Raw genomic sequence first — 16144 nt, forward strand, 5'->3', positions numbered from 1 at the left:
GGGACTGATGTTTAAGAAACGAGCTCACGCAGAATGGCGCGCGTTGCCGCTTGCGGTGTCGCTGAGCGCGCTCGCCTGCGCAACGCCGGCCGTGGGCCAGACCGCGGACCAGGCCGCCGAGCAGGGTCCCGCCGCCGCGGCGAAGCGGACCGATGCCAAGAAGCCGAAGGTGTCGAGCACCAAGCCGACATCGTCGAACGCCACCGTCAACCTCGTCAATCTGCTGGTGCAGCAGGGTGTCCTCAAGGAAGAGCAGGCCCAGGCGTTGATCAAGCAGGCCGAGGACGAGGCCTACGTCTCTCGCCAGGCCGCCAAGGACGCCACGACCAAGGCCGACGACGCCACCAAGGCCGCAACCGCTGCCGCCGCAGCGGCGCAGCCGCCCGGCACGCGGCATGTCACCTACGTTCCCGAAGTCGTCAAAAGACAGTTACGGGAAGAGATTAAGCAGGAGGTGATGGCCAAGGCGCAGAAAGAGAACTGGGCGTCGCCCGGAACCTACCCGGAATGGGCGCAACGCATCCGCTTCTACGGCGATGCGCGCGTGCGCTATCAGGGTGCCTATTTCCCGACCGGCAACGACCAGGCAGGCGCCGCCAACTACAACGCGATCAACACCGGATCGCCATATGACATTTCGAGCACTGCGTTTGGTCCGACCTACGACGCCACGCAGGATCGTAACCAGTTCCGCTTCCGCGGCCGGCTCGGCATGGAAGCCGATCTGCTCTACGGGTTCACTGCCGGCCTGCGCATTGCGACCGGCGAGAACAGCTCGCCGGTGTCCACCAACCAGACCCTTGGCGGTGGCGGCGGCAATTTCTCGAAGTACGGCGTCTGGCTCGATCGCGGCTACATCAACTGGCAGACCTGGGGCGACGACTTAAGGATCTCCGCGGGTCGCATCGACAATCCATTCTGGTCGCCGACCGATCTGGTCTGGTACAAGGAACTCGGCTTCGACGGCTTTGCCGTTCAGGCCAAGCACGAGGTGTGGGAAGGCTTCACGCCGTTCGCGGTGGGCGGTGCGTTCCCGATCTACAACACCGATTTCAATGCCGGCAGCAATCTGCCGGCCGATCCGAGCAACCTGAACTCGCCGCCCAGCAAGTTTGCCAGCCGCGACAAGTGGCTGTTCGGAGGCCAGGTCGGCTTCAATGCCCGGTTCAGCCCGGAGTACTCATTCCGGTTCGGCGTTGCCTTCTACGACTTCGACAATGTTCAGGGTCAGTTCTCGAGCCCCTGCAGGGTCACGTCGGCATCCGACGTCTGCGACACCGACCTGACCCGGCCGTCGTTCGCGCAGAAGGGCAATACCTATTTCCCGCTGCGTAACATCATCGCCGATCCTCCGGGCACCGGTAACAACGGCGGCACGATCAGCCAGTTCGAATATTTCGGACTGGTCAGCCAGTACCGTCCGGTGGTCGTCAGCGGGCAGCTCGATCTCGGACAATTCCATCCGACCCACATCGTGCTCGACGGCGAGTATGTCTACAACACCGCGTTCAGCCGCTCCTTCATGAACGCAGCGGCGGCAACCTACGGCGTGCTGATGAACAACCGCGGGCCGAGCCCGGATGGCGGCACCACGCCCGGCGCGTTCAACGGCGGCAATCAGGGCTGGCTCGGCCGCGTCACCGTCGGCAACAGGGAGATCAAGCATCTCTGGGATTGGAACGTCCACGCCGGCTACAAATACCTTGAATCGGATGCCACCATCGATGCGTTCGCCGACTCCGACTTCGGCCTCGGCGGCACCAACCTCAAGGGCTATTTCGTCGGCGGCAATGTCGGTCTCGGCGAGAACGTCTGGGCGACCTTGCGCTGGATGAGCGCCAACAGCATCGCCGGCAGCCCCTATGCCGTCGACGTCCTGCAAGTCGACCTCAACGCGAAGTTCTGATCATGCGCATCGCACTCTTCGTCCTGACGATGGTGATCGGAGCCTTGAGCTCCGGCACCGCATTCGCCCAGTCCGAGACCGACCGCCTGCGCGACGCCCTGCGCAGCGCGACGGCGCAGACCCGTGCGCTGGAAGACCAGCGCACGGCGTTGCAGGCCAAAGTCGCCGACGCCGACCGCGAAAAGGCGGCGGCCAAGAAGGAGGTCGACGACCTCAAGGCGCAGCTGAAGAAGGCCGACAAGGAACATCGCGACGCCGTCGACGAGTTCAATCAGCGGCTCGCCGAACGCGACGAGACGCTGGAGAAGTGGAAGTCGGCGTATGAGGAGGCGGCCACCGTTGCCCGCACCAAGGACGCCGAGCGCGCCAAGTTCGAAGGTGAGGCCACCGCCTACAAGGCCAGCACCAAGAGCTGCATCGCCAAGAACACCCAGCTGATCAAGGCCGGCAAGGAGATGGTGCAACGCTACAAGGACCTGACCATCGGCGAGATCGTGGTCTCGCGCGAGCCGATGATTCAGCAGCGCCGCGTCGAAATCCAGAATCAGCTGCAGGAAAGCCAGGACAAATTCCTCGATCAGAAGGTGTATCCATGACGACCGCCCTTATTGTGAAGTCGCTCCGGTCGATCGGTCTCGCCGCCGGAATGACCGCTGCCTTGGCGGCTTTCGCTGTGCCGCTCGTTGCCTCGGCGCAGGCCCAGACGCAGGCTCCCGCGCCGCGGACAGTGCAGGCTCCGGTCAGGAAGCCGCAGCCACAGCCCGCGGCGCAGGCGCAAGCCGCCGCGACGCCCGCCCCGGTCGCTGCCGCGCCGAAGCCCGTCGCCGCGCCCGAGAATGTCATCGCGCGGGTCGGCGACACCAACGTCTCGGCCGATGATCTCCGCAGCTATGTCGCAGCCCTTGCCCCGCGCGAGCAGGCTGCGCTGGCCAAGGATCCGGCCACGCTGAGCCAGGCGGTCCGGCTGCTGCTCGCCAACCGCCTCGTGCTGCAGGAAGCGGTGGCGAAGAAGTGGGATCAGCAACCCGCCGTCGCCGCGCAGCTCGAGCGGGCGCGCGAGGGCGCGGTGGTCGAGCTCTACCTGCAATCGGTATCGACGCCGCCGGCCAATTTCCCGAGCGAGGACGATCTGCAGAAGGTCTACGAGGCCAATCGCGCCGCCTTCCTGATGCCGCGGCAATTCCAGCTCTCGCAGATCTTCGTCGCCGCTCCGAAGGAGGGCGACAAGTCCGCCGAGGACAAGGCGAAGCTGGAGCTCGACGATTTGCAGCGCAAGCTGAAGGCGCCGGGAGCCGACTTCGCGGCGATCGCGCGCGGCGACAACAACGCCGCCAAGGATGCCGGCGATCTCGGCTGGGTGGCCGAGAACCAGATCCGTCCGGAGATCCGCAACCAGGTGATGGGGCTGGCCAAGAACAGCATGTCCGAGCCGATCAAGCTCGACGACGGCTGGCACATCATCAAGCTGATCGACACCAAGGCGTCCTATACCCGCACCTTGCCCGAAGTGCGCGACCAGCTGGTGCTGCAGATCCGCTCCGAGCGGTCGAACATGATGCGGCGGGCCTACCTCGCCGAGCTGCTGAAGCAGCATCCGCCCGTCCTCAACGAGCTTGCCCTGTCGAGCCTGCTCGACGCGTCGAAGAAATAACACGGAGACCAAAATGTCCGAGATCATCACCAAACTCACCATCGAAGGATTGCGCGACAGCTTCCAGAATGTCGGCTATCGCGTCGAAACGCTGACCGATCCGATCGCCAACACGACCTATCTGCGCTCCGCGACGGCGGGGCTCGGCTTCGAGATCAGGCCGGGAAACCAGCTCGTCGGCGAGGAGCAGAGTTTCGTCGACGCCGCGCTGGTCACCACGCTCCAGGTGCAGGGCGAGCTGCCGCTCGACCTCGTCAATCACTGGAACACGACGCGGCGGTTCGGGCGGTTGCAGTTCAGCCAACCGTTCCTGCTGTTCTGCCTCGATGTCTCCGTGGCCGGTGGCGTGGCGCCGAACTTCGTGCGGGCGCAGATCGAGGTCTGGGACCGCCTGGTTCAGGAGCTGATCGCCTATCTGCGCGAGGAGCTGCCGAAGATTGTCGCCCGGAATGGCGCTGCGGCTGCCCCGCAGCCGGGTGCGCCAGCCCAGCAGCCGGCGCACGAGCACGCCGCGGAAGCGGGATCGGTTCCCACCATCCAGTAGCCCGCGCGCACGGGCGAGCATCAGGACCGCAACCGATCCATGAATGACGGTGCCTCAACGATGAAGGCGGGCAGCTTCAGCCGATGGCGGAAGCTGCTGGATCCTGCTCGTCACCGGGGCGGCCGCATCGCAGCCTGTGGTCTTGTGCTCGCGCTTTGTCTTGCGCAGCCCGCTCACGCGGAGCAGGCGACGCCGGCATCGTCATTCAGCACGCGCTTTGCCGCCGTCGAGTCGGCAGACCCTTCAGCCGACGCCACGGCAAAGCCGCCGGCCGAGGCGACGACGAAGCCGGCCGCGCCGGCCAAAGACGCGGTGAAGGACGCGCCGAAGGACGGTGGCGGGAAAACGCTCCCGTTTCCGCCCGCAAGCCAGCCCGCGGTGTCTGACGCGCGCCTGCGCTATCGCGCGCTGATCGAGAAGGAGGCGGCGGGAAGCGGGCTCGCGCCCGAGATCGCCGAGGCGGTGATGGGCGTGGAGAGCGGCTACAATCCCGACGTGATCGGCGGCGTCGGCGAAATCGGGCTGATGCAGCTGCTGCCGTCGACCGCGCGCATGCTGGGCTTCTCCGGCTCGCTTGCCGAACTCGCGATTCCCGAAAACAACATTCACTTCGGTGTCATGTATCTTGCGCAGGCGTGGCGCCTTGCCGGCGGTGACCTGTGCACCGCAGTCATGAAGTACCGCGCGGGTCATGGCGAGACCCGCTTCTCCTATCTGTCGGTGAATTATTGCGTGGCGGTGCGCAGCCGGCTGTTTGCCCGCGGCTTTCGGGTGACGGGAACCGTACCGGTCGCGACCTTCGGCGAACCGGGCCGTGCCGGCGGATGCGGCCGCAAATGCCTCGGCGGCGGCGGGCGCATCGGCCGCGTCGATCTGGTCGCGCTCAACACGCGGCTCAATGCGCTTGTGATCCAGGCCCGGGGAGGGAAATAGCAAGGCCGCGCCTCCCTCGTTCAAGTCGTTGCCTTGATATCCTCGCTTGATATCTGCCCTTGGCTTCCTATCGTTCGAAACAGTTCTGGTTCTGCAAGGAGCAGTGCCGATGAAGGTGATCATGTCGGCGATCGTCATTGCCGGGTTGTCCGCGATGCAGGCGCAGGCGCAAACGCAGACGCACACGCCGCTTCCGGAAGTTGTCGTCGGCACACCGCCGCCGACGCTCAACCTTAACCGCGACACCAGTGGCGGCACACCGCCGCCCACGCTCAACCTCAACCGCGATACCCGTGGCAGCACCGGCCGGGCTGCGGCAAGAGGCGCGCCTGCCGGGGGCTGCGGCGATGCCGCCTCGCTTGGCTGTATCAATGAGCGGTTGAAGAAGCAGGTCGATCAGGTCAATCCGCCCGTGACCAACACGCCGCCGATCGATGCGAAATCGCAGGATCTCAAGGTGGGCGTGGTCAACATCCCGGCGGTGCAGCAGCAATATGGCCGCAACTTCGGGGTCTCGGCCTTTCCCTATCGCCCGGCGGCGCCCGTTTACAGTCATCGATAACGCGTGCGATGCGCGTCTGTTTCTCAGAGATCGTGACGCCGTCACATTTCTGACGATGGGCATGTGGAAAATAGAGAGAGCAACGGTTTGCTGATTCCATGCGAAAATCTGACGTGACGTGCCCCCATTGCCAGGCCGGCTACCGCCGGATCGAATTGACGTCGAAGGGCGGCATCCCCGGCGAGTTTCGATGCCTGGTGTGTGACCAATTGATCGAGCTGATGGACGGTTCGACCGATGTCGCTTTTCGGCTGACGGTGCAGCCGGGCAAGACGTCCTACGCGTATTAGCGCCGGCGTCCGCGCCATCGAGGCGGCGAGCGGTCGCGGCCCGCCATCATTCGCCGCGGATATCGCTCGGGGCCTTGTTGGTCCAGCGGTGAAACGCGCGGCGGAAGTTTGCCGCATCGCTGAAGCCGAGCGCCAATGCGATATCGTCATTGGCCAGCGTCGTGCTGCGGAGATATTTCAGCGCAATCTGGGTCCGCAGTTCGTCATGCAGTCCCCGAAAGGAAAAGCCCTGCTGACGAAGCTGGCGGCGCAACGAACGCTCGTTCGCGCCCAGCAATTTGGCAATGGCTTCGAAGGTCGGGGGATTGGCGATGTCGCGAAGCAGGATGGCGCGGATTTTTCCGGCAATGCCGGTCCGCAATCTCAAGTCACCGAGCAAGTCGTCGCAGAGGGCGACGATGGTCGGATACGTCGTCTTGTTGCCGAGGTCCGCGCTGCGGTCCAGCAATTGCGCCTTGAAGACGATCTGGTTGGCCGGCTGATCGAAGCGCACCGGGCACCCGACATGATCGAGCGGAAGATCGAAGTCCTGTGCCCGCGGGTAGGCGAGCGTGATTTCAGAGGGAGCGAAGCCTGGTCCCATGATGTCGCGCATCAGCGAAATGTGGATGCCGATCTGCATCTCGGTGACGAACCGGTAGAGCGTGGAATCGGCCAGTGCGTTCAGATTGGGCTCGATGATCCATCTCGCATGGGCCTTGTCCTCGCAGAATTCGATCGTCGCCAGCGGCGCGGCGAGCGCGTGGTAGCGCATCGCGAATTCCATGGCCTTGCGAAAGTCCGGGCAGCACAGCAGCGCATAGCCGTACATTCCGTAAGTCGAGATGTGGATCGACGCGCCGATGCGATAGGGCAAATGACGGTCGGTCGACAGGCGCAGTGCGTTTTGACAAACCGTCATCAGCTGCGTCAGCGAAATCCGTGCCTGCGGCGAATGGACGTCGGCCAGCGGAATGCGGGTGTCGCGAAGGATGGCGTCGGCCGGAACGCCGGCGCCGGCCAGCATGTCGAAGACGGCGCCGAGCTTGGTGGTCTCATAGACCTTGTCGCCGGTACCGACGGTCAGGATGTCGTTGCGGGAGCCCACAGGCCTCTTCAGTCGTGTGGTTGGTTGCAAAGTGAACCAGCCTTTCCTTCAGTCCGGAAGCCGTGCCCCGCGAAACTGGCCCGAGTGGATTTCCGTTCGCGAGCCTTTGGAACATAGCCGGTTCGCGCCAAAACCCAAGACTCATCAATGGGTCTCCCGTGTTGCGAGGCAGCAAAAGGGGCGCGGGAAACGCAGACTGCGACGAGGATAGCAAAACACCGGTTGCCGTCGATGACGGCACTCTGTCCGGTTCAGACCCGGCTCGTGTCCGTTTCGGACCTTCACAAATCTCGGGCGCCACGCGACGCTTCGTCCTAATGTCACACGGGTCAGACCGTCGTGATGCAGCACGGTAGACCACACGATCCGCTCGCTTAGAACTGCGGACGCAACGGTCGGAGGACATGCCAGGTCGAGGGAGGCTTCCATGGTCGGAAGGCTGATTCAGACTGCCCAATCCGCCTATCACTATCCGCTCATCTTCAAGCAGCTATGGCATACGCCGAGCGTGCAGGCGCCGGACCAGGAGATCGTCTATCGCGATCTCAAGCGTCAGACCTATCGACAGACCAGGGAACGGATCGGCCGCCTCGCCTCGGCACTCAGCAAGGCAGGCGTCGAGCCCGGCGACACCGTCGGGGTGCTCGAATGGGACAGTCATCGCTTCCTCGAAGCCTTCTTCGCAATCCCGATGATGGGCGCCGTGCTCCAGACGGTGAACGTCCGCCTGTCGCCAGAGCAGATCGCCTATACGATCGAGCACGCCGGCGCATCGACGCTGCTGGTCAATGAAGAGTTCGTCGGACTGCTTGAAGGCATCAAGGCGCAGTTGCCCAAGGTCAAGCGGATGATCGTGATGTCGGACAAGCCGTCGCCGCAGACCGGCAGCCTGTCCTTCATCGGCGAATATGAGAACCTGCTTGGCGCGGCCTCGCCGGACTACGACTTTCCCGATTTCGACGAGAACACCCAGGCCACCACCTTCTACACGACCGGCACCACCGGTCTGCCCAAAGGCGTCTATTACAGCCACCGCCAGCTGGTGCTGCACACGATCGCAGGACTAGCGCTGTTCGGCATGGCCGGGTCGCAGGGGCGCTTCTCGCGCGACGACGTCTACATGCCGATCACGCCGATGTTCCACGTTCACGCCTGGGGCTTCCCGTGGTCGGCGACGCTGGCCGGCACCAAGCAGGTCTATCCCGGCCGCTACGAGCCGGCGATGCTGGTCAAGCTGATCAAGAGCGAAGGCGTCACCTTCACGCACGGCGTGCCGACCATCCTGCAGATGCTGCTCAACGCCGCCACTGCGGCCAAGGTCGACCTCCAAGGTCTCAAGATGGTGATCGGCGGCTCGGCGTTGCCGAAGGCGCTGGCGAAGCAGGCGATGGACGCCGGCATCGACATCTTCGCGGGTTACGGCATGTCGGAAACCGGCCCGCTTGCCGCGGTCTCCCATGTCCAATCCAGGGATCTCAGCGGCGATCCCGACGGCGAGGTCGAATTCCGTACCCGCGCCGGCATGGCCGGCCCGCTGGTCGATCTGCGCATCGTCGATCCCGACATGAAGGACGTGCCGCATGACGGCAAGTCGGCCGGCGAGATCGTGCTGCGGGCGCCCTGGCTCACCCAGGGCTACTTCAACAATCCCGAAGGCTCGGAGCAGCTCTGGGAAGGCGGCTATCTGCACACCAGCGATATCGCCGTGGTCAGCCCGGGCGGCTACGTCCAGATCACCGACCGGATCAAGGATGTGATCAAGACCGGCGGCGAATGGGTTTCCTCGCTGCAGATCGAGGATCTGATCTCGCAATGCGCCGGCGTGGCCGAGGCCGCGGTGATCGGCGTCAAGGACGAGAAATGGGGCGAGCGGCCGCTCGCGCTGGTGGTCAAGAAGCCGTCGGGTGCCGACGGCCTCAGCGACGGCGCCATCAAGGACCATCTCAAGGTGTTCGCCGACAAGGGCGTGATCTCGAAATACGGCATCCCTGGCAAGATCCTGTTCATCGACAGCATTCCCAAGACCAGCGTCGGCAAGATCAACAAGAAGGAGCTGCGCGAGCTTTACGGCGACATGTAACGGCTCAACAGCCAGGAACGGATCGAGGAGGACGACATCATGAGCAATCTCACTTTGGCCGGCCTCGGCGAACATGTTGGCAAGGAGCTCGGACTTTCCGACTGGGTCGCGATCGATCAGCAGCGTATCGACAATTTTGCGGCCTGCACCGGCGACCACCAATGGATCCATGTCGATGTCGAGCGCGCGAAACGGGAGAGCCCGTTCCGCGGTCCGATCGCGCATGGCTATTTGACGCTCGCGATGGTGGCGCCGCTGGCCATGCAGGTCGGCATCATCCCGCGCGATGCCGCGGCCGGATTGAATTACGGGGTCGACAAGGTGCGCTTCCTGGCGCCGGTGCCATCAGGCGCGCGCGTGCGGCTGCGGGTGGTGCTGTCCGGCATCGAGCCGAGGGACGGCGGCCAGGTAATCATGAAGACCCTGAACACGCTGGAAGTCGAAGGATCGGAGAAGCCCGCTCTGATCGCCGAGACGCTGGCGCTTCTGATTCCCGCAGCGGGAGCCAAGCAATGAGCACGGAAAATCGTAGTCCGGATTCCTCGGCGTCTGACATGTCCGAGGCGGCGTCCAGGAATACGCTGGCGCTCAATCCACTGGTCGGTATCCAGGGGCAGGACCTCGTCGAAGGCGCCGGCATCCTGTTCAAGGCGGTCATCAACGAGCCGAAGGTTGCGACCGAGCAGTGGCTGTCTTTCGTCGGCGAGCTCGGCTCGATCGCCGCCGGCAAGTCCGAGCGCGCGCCGAAGGCCGGCGACAAGCGGTTTGCCGATCCGACCTGGAAAGAGAGCTCGCTGCACTCCGGCCTGCTCAAGGCCTACCTGGCGTGGGGCGAGGCGATCAACGGCCTGGTCGACAAGACCAGCCTCAGCGACATCGACAAGCAGCGCGCGCATCTGATCACGGATATCCTGATCGACGCCGTCGCGCCGACCAACACCATGCTCACCAACCCGGCAGCGGTCCGAAAATTCATCGACACCGGCGGGCAGAGCCTGTGGAGCGGCCTGAAGAACTACATCGGCGATCTGACGCAGAACCGCGGCATGCCGTCGATGGTCGATATGAGCGCGTTCAAGGTCGGCGAGAACCTCGCGACCACGCCGGGCGCAGTGATCTTCCGCAACGAGCTGCTCGAGCTGATCCAGTACACCCCGACGACGCCGACAGTCAGGAAGCGGCCGCTGCTGATCACGCCGCCGCAGATCAACAAGTACTACGCGCTCGACCTGTCGCCGGATAAGAGCATGGTGCGCTTCTTGCTCGAGAGCGGCTTCCAGGTCTTTGCCGTGAGCTGGCGCAACCCGACGGCGGCGCATCGCGACTGGGGGCTCGACACCTATGTCGCCGCGCTGGATGAGGCGGTCGACGCGGCGCGCGAAATCTCCGGCAGCGAAGACATCTCGATGATGGGTTCCTGCTCCGGCGGCATCACCTCGACGGCCTATTTCGCGACGCTCGGCAGCGCAACCGAGAAGAAGATCAAGAACCTGGTGCTGGCGGTCTGCCTGCTCGATCCCAACTCGGCCGAGGAGAGCACGTTCGGTTGCCTGATGACGCCGGAGACCATGCGCGCGGCCAAGGCGACCTCGCAGCTGCGCGGCATTGTCGACGGCCACGATCTGGCGCGGATGTTCGCCTGGATGCGGCCCAACGACCTGATCTGGAACTACTGGGTCAACAACTATCTGCTCGGCAATCAGCCGCCGGCGTTCGACATCCTGTACTGGAACGCCGACACGACCCGTCTGCCGGCGGCGCTGCACGGCGATTATCTCGATCTTTATTTCTCCAACCCGTTCGTCAACGCCGGCAAGCTGACCCTCAACGACAAGACCATCGACATGAGCAAGGTCAAGGCCGACAGCTACGTCGTCGCCGGGGTGACCGACCACATCACGCCGTGGAAGGGTGTCTACAAGACCGCGCAGATCATGGGGGAGGGCACCACCTTCGTGCTGTCGAACAGCGGGCATCTGCAGAGCCTGCTCAACCCGCCGAGCAATCCGAAGGCGTCCTTCGTGATCGGGCCGATCTCCAAGGACAAGCCCGATGCGTTCATGGCCTCGGCCGAGAAGCGCAAGGGCAGCTGGTGGCTCGACTGGCGCGACTGGCTGCAGGCGCGTTCGGGCGATGAGGTGGCGGCGCCGGCCTCGCTCGGCAGCGCGCGCTATCCATCGCTTGGCGCAGCACCGGGAACCTACGTCTTTGACTGACGATCTCACCAGCACTGGCGAGGCCGCGCAGCGCGGCATGATCGAGACGCGGCAAATCACCATCGACGGCCAGTTGCTTCAGGTCGCGATCAGGCACGGCGACGGCAGCGGGCCGCCGCTATTGCTGTTCAACGGCATCGGCGCCAATTGGGAGCTGGCGCGGCCGTTCCTGGACGCTCTTACCTCGACCACCGCCATCATCTTCGACGTGCCCGGGGTCGGCGGATCGCCACGGCCGGCGTGGCCCTATCGTCCGTCGACGCTGGCGCGGCTTGCCGCCGGGCTGGTTGCCGAGCTGGGCTACGCCGAGGTCGATGTCGCCGGCGTGTCGTGGGGCGGCGGCATCGCGCAGCAATTCGCGCATCAGTTTCCAAAGCGCTGCCGCCGCCTGGTGCTTGCCGCGACCGCCCCCGGTTTCACCATGGTGCCGGCAAGCCCGGCGGTGCTGTGGAAGATGGCGACGCCGCGCCGCTACACCGACAAGGGCTACATGAAATCGATCGCCGCCGACATCTATGGCGGGGCGTTTCGCGACGATCCGTCCTTGATCGGCCGGCATGCGGCCGCGATGCACGGCGCGCGCAGCATGGGCTATTTCTATCAGCTGCTCGCGATGACCGGCTGGACCAGCCTGCCCTGGCTGTGGTCGTTGCCGCAGCCGACGCTGATCCTGATGGGCAGCGACGATCCGCTGGTCCCTCCGGTCAACGGTCAGATCATGGCGAGCCTGATCCCGAACGCCGAGTTGCGCCTGATCGACGACGGACACCTGTTCATGGTGACGCGGCCAACGGAAACCGCCGGCCTGATCGAAGCGTTTCTGGCTGACGAGAGCCGTCAGGCCGCATCGTCATCCCTGCTCGCGCGAACGACGAGCTACTTCAGGGATCTCGTTCCGACGTCCGAAGGCGGACGGCAGAAGCCTTAAGACACAGCAACCAGGGAGGATATCGTGACCGACAATACCTCTTACATCGACATGCTGCGCAAGTTCGGCAGTGATCTCGGTCTGCCGAAACTGAACGTGGACGAACTGCTGCAGGCGCAGAAGAAGAACCTCGAGGCGCTCGGCCAGAGCGCGAAGGTTGCGGCCCAGGGCGCGCAATCGGTGGCGCAGAAGCAGCGCGAGGTGATCGAGGCTGGCTTGCGCGAGGCCTCGACCTTGGCGCGCGAGTACAAGCCGCTCGGCAAGATCCATGAGAACCTCGCTTTGCAAACCGAATTTGCGCGCAAGGTGTTCGATATCGCGGTCAAGGGCGCGCAGGACAGCGCATCGACGGCGCGGCAGTCGACCACCGAAGCGGTGAAGATCATCCAGGACCGGATGAAGGAGAACTTTGAGGAGTTCCGCGCCAGCGTCCGCCCGAACAAGTCAACCTGACGTCGCGATGAGACGAATCCCGGCAGGGCGCGGGTCCTGCCGGGCGCGCGGGACAAGGGCGAAGCATCGCCATGCATCAGGGAGGACACCATGGCTAACGCGCACGCGACACGGGCGGCCAAGCCGGATTACGCGCCGCCGCCGATCAACGGCGATTTCTACGGCATTGCCAGCGTCCTCAATGACAAGGAGCGCGCGCTGGTGCGGCGCGTGCGTGAGTTCACGGAGGGCGTCGTCGCGCCCGTGATCGAGGAGTTCTGGAGCCGCGACGAATTTCCGTTCGCGATTATCCCTGACATGGCCGAAATCGGCATCGGCGGCGTCGGCTATCAGGGGTACGGCGCAGCCGGCGGCAGCTGGCTGCTGAACGGCTTTGTCGCGATGGAGCTGGCGCGGGTCGATTCCTCGGTCGCGACCTTCTGGGGCGTGCACACCGGGCTTTCGGCGGGCTCGATCTATCTGTGCGGCGACGAGGCCCAGAAGCAACGCTGGCTGCCGGCGATGATGCGCTTCGAGAAGATCGGCTCGTTTGGCCTCACCGAGCCGCTGGTCGGCTCGGCGACGTCGGGCGGGATGCTGACCACCTGCCGGCGCGAGGGCGACGTCTGGATTCTCAACGGCCAGAAGAAGTGGATCGGCAACGCCACCTTCGCCGATATCAACGTGATCTGGGCGCGCGAGGAGGGCTCCAACCAGGTCAAGGGCTTTGTCGTAGGTAAGGACAATCCCGGTTTCTCGGTCGAGAAGATCAAGACCAAGATGGCGCTGCGCGTGGTGCAGAACGGCCTGATCACCCTGAAGGACTGCCGCGTGCCCGAGACGGACCGCCTGCAGAACGCCAACTCCTTCAAGGACACCGCCAAGGTGCTGCGCATGACCCGCACCGGGGTGGCGTGGTTCGCCGTTGGCTGCGCGATGGGCGCCTATGAGCACGCGTTACGCTATGCGACCGAGCGGCGGCAGTTCGGCAGGCCGATCGGCGGCTTCCAGCTGGTGCAGGATCTGCTGGTCCGGATGCTCGGCAACGTCACGGCGACCCAGGCGATGATGCTGCGGCTCGGACAGATGCAGGACGAAGGCGTGATGCTGGACGAGCACGCCTCGTTGGCGAAGGCGTTCTGCACCGTCAAATGCCGCGAGACGGTCGGCTATGCACGCGAGCTGCTCGGCGGCAACGGCATCCTGCTCGAGAACCATATCGGCCGCTTCGTCGCGGATGCCGAGGCGATCTATTCCTATGAGGGGACCCGAGAGATGAACACCCTGATCGTCGGCAAGTCGATCATGGGACTGAGCGCCTTCGTCTGAGGCGCGGCGAAGTCGCGCCGCCGCTGTTATTGCGCCGGCGGCAGGCTGCCATGGCGTGCTTCGGGGTTTGTCCGCGGCAGCATGCCGAGAGCGACGATCGCGGCGGCGAAGCCGGCGGCAGCGCCGACGCCGAGTGCCCATCGTGGACCGAGGTGATCGGCGACCCAGCCGACGATCGGGGCGCCGATCGGCGTGCCGCCCAGCGCCACGCCAAGCCGCAGCGCCATCACGCGCCCGCGCATCGCGGGCTCGGTCGCGAGCTGCATCAGCGCGTTCGAGGTGTTGGCGACGGTCAGCGCGGCGATGCCGATCACGACGAGCGCGGCAGCGAACAGCCAATAGTTCGGCGCCAGGGCGGCGAGCGTGCAGCCGAGGCCGAAGATCGCTGATCCCAGCATCAGGGACGAGAACCGCGGCTGCTCGCGGCTCGCGGCCAGCAGCGCGCCCGACATCGTGCCCAGCGCCATCACCGACGACAGCAGGCCGAAGCCACGCGCATCGGTGTGGAACACGCCAACCGCCATGGTGGAGATGAAGATCGGAAAGTTCAGTCCGAAGGTCCCGATCAGGAACAGCATGATCAAGGTCGCCCGAAGGTCTGGGCGGGACCAGACGTAGTGGAAGCCCTGCATGACGCTGCCCTTGGTGGGATGCGCCCGCGCGTTCGGGCGCAGCTCGGAGGCGCGCAGCAGGGTCAGCGAGGTCAGCACCGCCAGGAACGATGCGCCGTTGAACAGGAACGCCCAGCCGGTGCCGACGGAGGCGATGATCAGGCCGGCGACGGCAGGGCCGATCATGCGCGCGGCATTGAACGAGGTCGAATTCAGCGCGATCGCATTCGAGAGGTTGGTGTCGCTGACCAGCTCGGCGACGAAGGTCTGGCGCACGGGTGCGTCGAGTGCTGCCGCGCAGCCGAACAGAAACGCGAACACATAGACGTGCCAGAGTTGCACCAGTCCGGTGACGGTGAGAATCCCAAGCACCAGCGCGAGCGCGCCCATCGTCGCCTGGGTCGCCATCAAGAGCTTGCGCTGGTTGAAATGATCGGCGGCAAAGCCGCTCCACGGCATCAGCAGCAGCTGTGGGCCGAATTGCAGCGCCATCACGATGCCGACGGCGGATGCGCTGTGTTGTGTGAGCTGGGTGAGAACCAGCCAGTCCTGGGCGGCGCGCTGCATCCAGGTGCCGATGTTGGACACCAGCGCGCCGGCGGCCCAGACCCGGTAGTTGAAGCTTGCGAGCGATCGAAAGACACGTCTCATGTTCTCTGCGGTTCATTCCCGCCGTGAAACCGTCCGAACCGCCGCGCCAGGAACAGACCGATCAGCAGCCCGCCGAGGCCGAGCGCCACGACGTCGCTTGTCGTTCTCAAGCCGAAGTCGCCGACGCGGCAGACCAACAGGTATCCGACGGCGAGGTTGAAGAAGCCCCATACGATGTTGACGGTCGATGACGACAGGCCTTCGCCCGGCGGCTTTGCGAACGGGCTCTGGAACGGCTCGCCCATCATGCCGGCGACGACGTGCGGAATCGCGTTGGTGAGGAAGGCGCCGCCGAAGAAATAGGCGACGAGGTCAAGCCAGTTCATGCGCGTTGGTCCTTTCAAGCAGATCGATGATCGCCTGCGCCGAGCCGGTTTCGCCGAGCCGCGGGAACACCTGCTCGATGCTGTAGTCATGTGCGTTGGGCCGCGCATCGGTCATGGCGTCGACCGCGAGCGTGACGTTGAAGCCGGCCTCATAGGCCTGCCGCGCCGTCGATTCGACGCCGGTGCCGGTCGCAACGCCGGCGACCACGACATGGGTGACGCCGCGGGCGCGCAGCTGCCTCTCGAGATCGGTGCTGGCGAACGCACCCCACGTCCGCTTGGTCACGACGATGTCGCCCGGCTGCCGGTCGAGCTCCGGAATCAGGTCGGTCCAGCCGTCGGGAAATTGTCCATTGTGGCGCGGCCGCTCAGTTCGTCCGGGTGCCGTGCCGTCGACATTGACCAGCACGATCGGCAGTCCACGCCGTCGAAAGGCATCGATGAGGGCGCAGGCGCACGCCACGACATCTGCGAACGGATGCACGAAGGGCGCGCCGACGAGCCCTGATTGCAGATCGACGACAATGAGCGCGGTGATCGGATCGAGCGTCGTCAGAGCCATGATCGTCTCCTTTCTGGCGATTGGCGCGGCGCGGCC

The 16144-nt window shown here is 64.8% G+C and carries 17 protein-coding genes; 13 read left to right on the forward strand and 4 right to left on the reverse strand.

From position 1 onward, the window contains the following. The first annotated feature begins 7 nt into the window (after window positions 1-7). From CO675_RS24555 to CO675_RS24585, 7 genes are all read left to right on the forward strand, one after another. The gene (locus tag CO675_RS24555) at window positions 8-1906 is read left to right on the forward strand and encodes a putative porin (protein ID WP_097674417.1); all 1899 of its coding nucleotides are present in this window, start codon (window positions 8-10) and stop codon (window positions 1904-1906) included. A 2-nt stretch (window positions 1907-1908) separates the two neighbouring features. Continuing rightward, window positions 1909-2502, forward strand: coding sequence for a hypothetical protein (locus CO675_RS24560; protein ID WP_097674418.1), 594 nt, complete (start codon window positions 1909-1911; stop codon window positions 2500-2502). Beyond that, a complete protein-coding gene (locus tag CO675_RS24565) occupies window positions 2499-3557 on the forward strand; it encodes a peptidylprolyl isomerase (protein WP_097674419.1) in 1059 nt (352 codons plus the stop codon). The genes CO675_RS24560 and CO675_RS24565 overlap by 4 nt, the downstream gene beginning before the upstream one ends. 13 nt (window positions 3558-3570) lie before the next feature. Further along, the gene (locus CO675_RS24570) at window positions 3571-4101 is read left to right on the forward strand and encodes a YbjN domain-containing protein (RefSeq protein ID WP_097674420.1); all 531 of its coding nucleotides are present in this window, start codon (window positions 3571-3573) and stop codon (window positions 4099-4101) included. A 39-nt stretch (window positions 4102-4140) separates the two neighbouring features. Next, window positions 4141-5034: a lytic transglycosylase domain-containing protein gene (locus CO675_RS24575; RefSeq protein ID WP_349644034.1), complete on the forward strand. Its 894-nt coding sequence runs from the start codon at window positions 4141-4143 to the stop codon at window positions 5032-5034. Window positions 5035-5143: 109 nt separating this feature from the next. Next, window positions 5144-5596, forward strand: coding sequence for a hypothetical protein (locus tag CO675_RS41520; RefSeq protein ID WP_245452897.1), 453 nt, complete (start codon window positions 5144-5146; stop codon window positions 5594-5596). A gap of 113 nt (window positions 5597-5709) precedes the next feature. Beyond that, window positions 5710-5886, forward strand: coding sequence for a hypothetical protein (locus tag CO675_RS24585; RefSeq protein WP_245452898.1), 177 nt, complete (start codon window positions 5710-5712; stop codon window positions 5884-5886). Between the two features lie 46 nt (window positions 5887-5932). Here CO675_RS24585 and CO675_RS24590 read toward each other — a convergent pair whose 3' ends face one another. Continuing rightward, window positions 5933-6973: an AraC family transcriptional regulator gene (locus tag CO675_RS24590; protein WP_097674422.1), complete on the reverse strand. Its 1041-nt coding sequence runs from the start codon at window positions 6971-6973 to the stop codon at window positions 5933-5935. A 427-nt stretch (window positions 6974-7400) separates the two neighbouring features. On the opposite strand from CO675_RS24590, the gene CO675_RS24595 reads away from it, so the two are divergent. The 6 genes from CO675_RS24595 to CO675_RS24620 all read left to right on the forward strand — a co-directional run bounded on the left by CO675_RS24595 (window position 7401) and on the right by CO675_RS24620 (window position 13958). Then, window positions 7401-9053, forward strand: coding sequence for a fatty acid--CoA ligase (locus CO675_RS24595; RefSeq protein ID WP_097674423.1), 1653 nt, complete (start codon window positions 7401-7403; stop codon window positions 9051-9053). A gap of 39 nt (window positions 9054-9092) precedes the next feature. Continuing rightward, window positions 9093-9569: a MaoC family dehydratase gene (locus CO675_RS24600; RefSeq protein WP_097674424.1), complete on the forward strand. Its 477-nt coding sequence runs from the start codon at window positions 9093-9095 to the stop codon at window positions 9567-9569. Further along, window positions 9566-11269, forward strand: coding sequence for an alpha/beta fold hydrolase (locus tag CO675_RS24605; RefSeq protein WP_097674425.1), 1704 nt, complete (start codon window positions 9566-9568; stop codon window positions 11267-11269). Before CO675_RS24600 ends, CO675_RS24605 begins: the two co-directional genes overlap by 4 nt. Next, window positions 11262-12197 carry a poly(3-hydroxyalkanoate) depolymerase gene (phaZ, locus tag CO675_RS24610; protein WP_245452899.1) on the forward strand — a complete coding sequence of 312 codons (936 nt, stop codon included), beginning with the start codon at window positions 11262-11264 and terminating at the stop codon, window positions 12195-12197. The genes CO675_RS24605 and phaZ overlap by 8 nt, the downstream gene beginning before the upstream one ends. A gap of 24 nt (window positions 12198-12221) precedes the next feature. Continuing rightward, window positions 12222-12650 carry a phasin family protein gene (locus CO675_RS24615; protein WP_143279093.1) on the forward strand — a complete coding sequence of 143 codons (429 nt, stop codon included), beginning with the start codon at window positions 12222-12224 and terminating at the stop codon, window positions 12648-12650. 90 nt (window positions 12651-12740) lie between these two features. Then, window positions 12741-13958, forward strand: coding sequence for an acyl-CoA dehydrogenase family protein (locus CO675_RS24620; RefSeq protein WP_097674427.1), 1218 nt, complete (start codon window positions 12741-12743; stop codon window positions 13956-13958). Window positions 13959-13984: 26 nt separating this feature from the next. Here CO675_RS24620 and CO675_RS24625 read toward each other — a convergent pair whose 3' ends face one another. From CO675_RS24625 to CO675_RS24635, 3 genes are read right to left on the reverse strand one after another with little or no spacing between them, the layout of a single operon-like run. Further along, window positions 13985-15220, reverse strand: a complete 1236-nt coding sequence (locus CO675_RS24625; protein ID WP_097674428.1) for an MFS transporter — start codon at window positions 15218-15220, stop codon at window positions 13985-13987. After that, window positions 15217-15546, reverse strand: a complete 330-nt coding sequence (locus tag CO675_RS24630; RefSeq protein WP_097674429.1) for a hypothetical protein — start codon at window positions 15544-15546, stop codon at window positions 15217-15219. Before CO675_RS24630 ends, CO675_RS24625 begins: the two co-directional genes overlap by 4 nt. Continuing rightward, window positions 15533-16108: an isochorismatase family protein gene (locus tag CO675_RS24635; RefSeq protein ID WP_097674430.1), complete on the reverse strand. Its 576-nt coding sequence runs from the start codon at window positions 16106-16108 to the stop codon at window positions 15533-15535. The genes CO675_RS24630 and CO675_RS24635 overlap by 14 nt, the downstream gene beginning before the upstream one ends. Window positions 16109-16144 lie beyond the last annotated feature (36 nt).

The sequence above is a fragment of the Bradyrhizobium sp. C9 genome, assembly GCF_002532045.1.
Taxonomy (GTDB): Bacteria; Pseudomonadota; Alphaproteobacteria; order Rhizobiales; family Xanthobacteraceae; genus Bradyrhizobium.

Coding starts and splice junctions, on each gene's coding strand:
- CO675_RS24620 (WP_097674427.1), top strand. CDS start 12,741: ATGGCTAACGCGCACGCGACACGGGCGGCCAAGCCGGATTACGCGCCG.
- CO675_RS24600 (WP_097674424.1), top strand. CDS start 9,093: ATGAGCAATCTCACTTTGGCCGGCCTCGGCGAACATGTTGGCAAGGAG.
- CO675_RS24605 (WP_097674425.1), top strand. CDS start 9,566: ATGAGCACGGAAAATCGTAGTCCGGATTCCTCGGCGTCTGACATGTCC.
- CO675_RS24565 (WP_097674419.1), top strand. CDS start 2,499: ATGACGACCGCCCTTATTGTGAAGTCGCTCCGGTCGATCGGTCTCGCC.
- CO675_RS41520 (WP_245452897.1), top strand. CDS start 5,144: ATGAAGGTGATCATGTCGGCGATCGTCATTGCCGGGTTGTCCGCGATG.
- CO675_RS24635 (WP_097674430.1), bottom strand. CDS start 16,108: ATGGCTCTGACGACGCTCGATCCGATCACCGCGCTCATTGTCGTCGAT.
- CO675_RS24575 (WP_349644034.1), top strand. CDS start 4,141: ATGAATGACGGTGCCTCAACGATGAAGGCGGGCAGCTTCAGCCGATGG.
- CO675_RS24625 (WP_097674428.1), bottom strand. CDS start 15,220: ATGAGACGTGTCTTTCGATCGCTCGCAAGCTTCAACTACCGGGTCTGG.
- CO675_RS24630 (WP_097674429.1), bottom strand. CDS start 15,546: ATGAACTGGCTTGACCTCGTCGCCTATTTCTTCGGCGGCGCCTTCCTC.
- CO675_RS24595 (WP_097674423.1), top strand. CDS start 7,401: ATGGTCGGAAGGCTGATTCAGACTGCCCAATCCGCCTATCACTATCCG.
- CO675_RS24560 (WP_097674418.1), top strand. CDS start 1,909: ATGCGCATCGCACTCTTCGTCCTGACGATGGTGATCGGAGCCTTGAGC.
- CO675_RS24555 (WP_097674417.1), top strand. CDS start 8: ATGTTTAAGAAACGAGCTCACGCAGAATGGCGCGCGTTGCCGCTTGCG.
- CO675_RS24570 (WP_097674420.1), top strand. CDS start 3,571: ATGTCCGAGATCATCACCAAACTCACCATCGAAGGATTGCGCGACAGC.